Raw genomic sequence first — 4,185 nt, 5'->3', positions numbered from 1 at the left:
TAGGTGGCTTGTGATATTTGTCATTCTTGTTTTATAAATATAGAACCTGCTGTATCAAAGTCATTGATTGTATACCCTCTGTTAATTTTCATGAACAGCAATTCTCCAATTACTTAGGAAACTTTATAAATAATAACACCACTAATCCTGAGATATATTAATAACAGCATTAATGCAACAATGCATATCGTTCCGATTGAAGCTAAAACATTAAGGATTTTATTTGCTTTTGTACTAAACAGCTTACAAAATACAATATAAACTCCGACTCCAATAATTCCACCTAATGTATTTCCGATAAGGTCAGTTATGTCGCTAGCTCCTATAGCAAAGATGAATTGCAATACTTCAAATAACAAACTAACTCCTGCTATTACTGCAATCTTTTTCGAGAAAGACCAATTTGGTTTTAGCATACTGATATAAATTCCAAATGGGATAAATGCAAGTACATTATAGATTATTTCATTAAAATCTATTTGATTATTAACATTAGCTGAACCAGGAAAAGGGATTAAGTTGATTTCCCTAAAATCCGGCAAGCCTTGAAATGAAAATTGCATTTTAAAGACTATAATCCATGTTAATGCAAATAAATATACGGCCAACAAGCCAGCAGTTATTTTTTTTGATTTTTCCATATAAATCCTCAATTCCTAATTCTTTTTCAAATTTATAATCTTAGCTTTATCCTACTTTACACTATGCTATCATCTCCGAAAATTTTTCAGCTATTTCTTCTGATATTTTATTTCACTATTAAGTAACTGGTATCCGGTTGTTAATTCTTTGTGTGTAAATAAATTTATGATATCCGATTTTATACCAGCTTGTTGAACAGCATATTCACTGTTAACCAAAAGCAGATTCCCTTGATAGATCTGCTCTTCTGTAATCTCAATCTTTTGTGAATTTTCAGTAGCTGTATTATCATTTTGTTCATATATTTGATCCTCTACTTTATCTTGGGATATCAGTAATATATTAAAAATAAAAACTAGAAATAATGCAAAAACCAATAAAAATCCCCATTTTTCATTTTTAGTCTCCTCCTTGATGTAACTTGTTTATAGGATAGGAAAAACTTATAAAATAAAAAGTGGGGTAAATATTAAATTTTTCTTAAATTTTTACTTGGATTTTATTATTAATCTTCTTAGGAATCCGCCATTGGTAATTGTGTCTTTAAAATAAAATTGCGATGTTTGTAAGAAAGATGCGAAGTTTTGATTAAAGTTGTGATACTTTATCTTTTCAATCAAAGATTTCTAAATGAGTTTTGATTAAACTTTTTGAGAAAACGGAGAGTCCATTCAAAATGGTTTCCTTTTATTAGCCATAGCTTGTGGGTTTACAGAAAATTTTTAATCAAACTTTATTCAAAACCAAGACCAATAATTGATGGATTTTGACATACCGCCAGTGAAATATGTAATCACGTCGATAAAGTTGTTCCGATAAGAATCGCTTTTCTTAATGAACTAGCAGGTGCATGAGCTGAAGATCAGAGCTGTCTTTAAGGCAGCTTTTTCTTTATGCAACTAACGGAGCAGTTTAGTTGAACAAGAAAATAAATCCTCTATAGCAATTGACTAAACCATTTATTTAGGCTAAGATATTTTCAATTAATACGGAATATATGGCTATGAAGAGAAGAGTAATTTTGATTAATTATTTCCAGAGAGCTCCGGTAGGTGGGAAGGAGTAATAATGATCTTAATGAAAAAAGGCTTGGAGCTTCGCACGGATCTAAGAGCGTTCTTAGTGATACTGCGACGGGATCTCCCGTTATAGAGATAGGGTATAATCAATTATTAAAAAATTGTCGTACCCGAAGAGGTTGATATGGTGACATATCAATAAACTGAGGTGGTACCGCGGAGCTATAAACTCCCGTCCTCAAGATGTATATCTTGGGGGTGGGAGTTTTTTTGTTGTTTAGAATTATAAATCCATAATTAAAAATCCTTAAAAACCAACTAAAAGACTGGAGTGAAAAGAATGAGTAATGAACAAACAGCTTATAGAATAGAGAAATTAGAGACTTTAAAATCGCAGGGGATTCCAGTATATCCTGAAAGGTTTTCTACAAATTATGAACTTTATGAAGCCTCTCAGCTTGAAGACGGAACTTCTGGAGTCCGAGTTGCCGGAAGAATAATGAGTATTAGAAACTTCAGCAAATTAAGTTTTATTACGATTTCAAACATACAAGGAAGCTTACAACTTCTTTTGAAAAAGGATGAGATTGGAGAGGAACCTTTTAATCAGTTTCATAATTTTTTAGATATAGGAGATTTTATCGGTGTGGAAGGACGTATGTATTCGACTAAAACGAATGAGAAAACACTTCGTATCGAAAGCTATGTGTTTCTTGGGAAGGCGTTACGGTCTCTTCCGGAAAAATGGCACGGTTTAAGCAACGTTGAACTTCGATATAGACAACGTTATTTAGATTTAATGATGACAAAAGACACACAAAGTCGTTTACTAGCCAGAACCAAAATGGTACGTGCCATTCGCAGATTCTTTGAGGACCAGGAATTCTTAGAAGTAGAAACACCAGTTTTACAGCATACTTCCTCGGGGGCTTTAGCTAAACCTTTTAGGACCTATCATAACTCTTTAGATACTGAATTAAATTTACGAATTGCACCGGAAACCTATTTAAAGAGGTTAATCGTAGGTGGTTTTACCAAAGTATTTGAATTTGCAAAGTGTTTTAGGAACGAGGGGATTAGTCCTCAACATCTTCAAGAATTTACAATGGTTGAAGGATATGCGGCATACTGGAATTATGAGGATACAATGAATTTAATGCGTGATATGGTTCTGTTTGTTTTGGATCAAACCTTTAAAACAACTACCATTCCCATCCAGGGTCAAACAATAAACTTTTCACTAGAATGGGACATTATCTCTTTCAGGGATTTAATCTTAAAAGACACAGGGATTGATATAGACCTTTATCCTGATGTAAAGGATTTATATCAAGAAACGTTGAGGAAAAATATCAACTTAGAACATTCTGACATTGAATCTTTAGGGAGAGGTAATTTTATTGATCTTCTTTACAAGAAAATGTGTCGACCACAACTAGTTAAACCGACATTTTTAATCAAGCACCCTATTGATTTATCCCCACTAGCTAGAGCCAATGATCAAAACCCTGCTCTTACAGACCGGTTCCAATTAGTGGTGAATGGTGCGGAAATTATAAATGCCTATTCAGAGCTGGTTGACCCACTTGAACAAAGAAGAAGGCTTGAGGCTCAAGCCCATCTTAAAAGTAATGGAGATTTAGAAGCTATGGAGATGGATGAAGATTATCTAACAGCTATGGAATATGGAATGCCGCCCATTTCTGGTTGGGGATTTGGAATTGAACGATTATTAATGGTACTAACAGATAGTGATACGATTAAAGATTGTGTTTTATTTCCATTAACTAAAAAACTATAGTGGCCCACAATAATAGTGTTCAATATTTGAGCATAGGTGGTGGACTGTAACCCCAGTTACCAACTAAATATCGAACAATAAAGTTTTTAGGGCACAGTTCCTTATTCAGTTAACGAGTGCAAGAGTCAAAGATGAGATCACTGTGTCGCTCCTTTTTTGTTATTGAGCTAACGATGCAGATTGATTTTAGAAATAATTGTAAAAAAAGGTAAAAATAATGATATAATTAATAATAAGTTATATTATAGAGGTGTTATTATGATTTGGTTATATTTATTGATACCAGTCGTTATTATTGGTGGTATTGCAATTTATTACGAAAAGAAAACTGGGATGACTATTCCTGATGAAAATATACAAGCTGCGAAGTTAGGGGAAATAGTAAGGCATAATTCTAAAGGACCAGGAGGTTGTTAAATAGGAAGCAAAAATAAATACAGAGAATAGCTCAGTTCATATCGGACTGGGCTATTTTATTTTTTTGATATGCATTTTACTTTACATTTTTAGTTGTAAAATTCACGTTTTGCGATAGGAAACGGAACCCGTTAATAAAATAAGACATTCTTTTTTTCTTAACAACTAAGCCTAAGAGTCGGGTAATGAGTTGCTATGCAGCTCCTATTTATTTGTGAAAGAAAGTTTGTGAAGTATTGTACTTAAAGTAACGGGTGCTTGAGTGAAAGATCAGAGCTGTCATTGAGGCAGCTTTTCTTATTGTAC

Annotated in this window: 3 protein-coding genes, 1 pseudogene and 1 other annotated feature; of the genes and pseudogenes, 2 read left to right on the top strand and 2 right to left on the bottom strand. The window is 33.1% G+C overall.

What is annotated here, in order from left to right; all coding sequences use genetic code 11:
- Window positions 1-113 precede the first annotated feature (113 nt).
- Complete coding sequence (locus tag CHI06_RS28745; RefSeq protein WP_095252040.1) at window positions 114-641, bottom strand: VanZ family protein; 528 nt, start codon at window positions 639-641, stop codon at window positions 114-116.
- Window positions 642-705: 64 nt separating this feature from the next.
- Window positions 706-1,058, bottom strand: a pseudogene (locus CHI06_RS28740) (D-Ala-D-Ala carboxypeptidase VanY); the annotation flags it as partial.
- A gap of 578 nt (window positions 1,059-1,636) precedes the next feature.
- Window positions 1,637-1,904 (top strand) — a binding site (T-box leader).
- A gap of 97 nt (window positions 1,905-2,001) precedes the next feature.
- Here CHI06_RS28740 and lysS point away from each other — a divergent pair.
- Both lysS and CHI06_RS30155 read left to right on the top strand, forming a co-directional pair.
- On the top strand, window positions 2,002-3,462 hold the full coding sequence (lysS, locus tag CHI06_RS28735; RefSeq protein ID WP_095252039.1) for a lysine--tRNA ligase: 1,461 nt from the start codon (window positions 2,002-2,004) through the stop codon (window positions 3,460-3,462).
- A 258-nt stretch (window positions 3,463-3,720) separates the two neighbouring features.
- On the top strand, window positions 3,721-3,879 hold the full coding sequence (locus CHI06_RS30155) for a hypothetical protein (protein WP_179292827.1): 159 nt from the start codon (window positions 3,721-3,723) through the stop codon (window positions 3,877-3,879).
- Window positions 3,880-4,185: the final 306 nt, after the last annotated feature.

Source organism: Bacillus sp. 7884-1, from assembly GCF_002272245.1.
Lineage (GTDB): Bacteria > Bacillota > Bacilli > Bacillales > Cytobacillaceae > Neobacillus.
The sequence above is the reverse complement of the archived record's forward strand: the minus strand, read 5'-3'. Positions and strand labels throughout refer to the sequence as shown.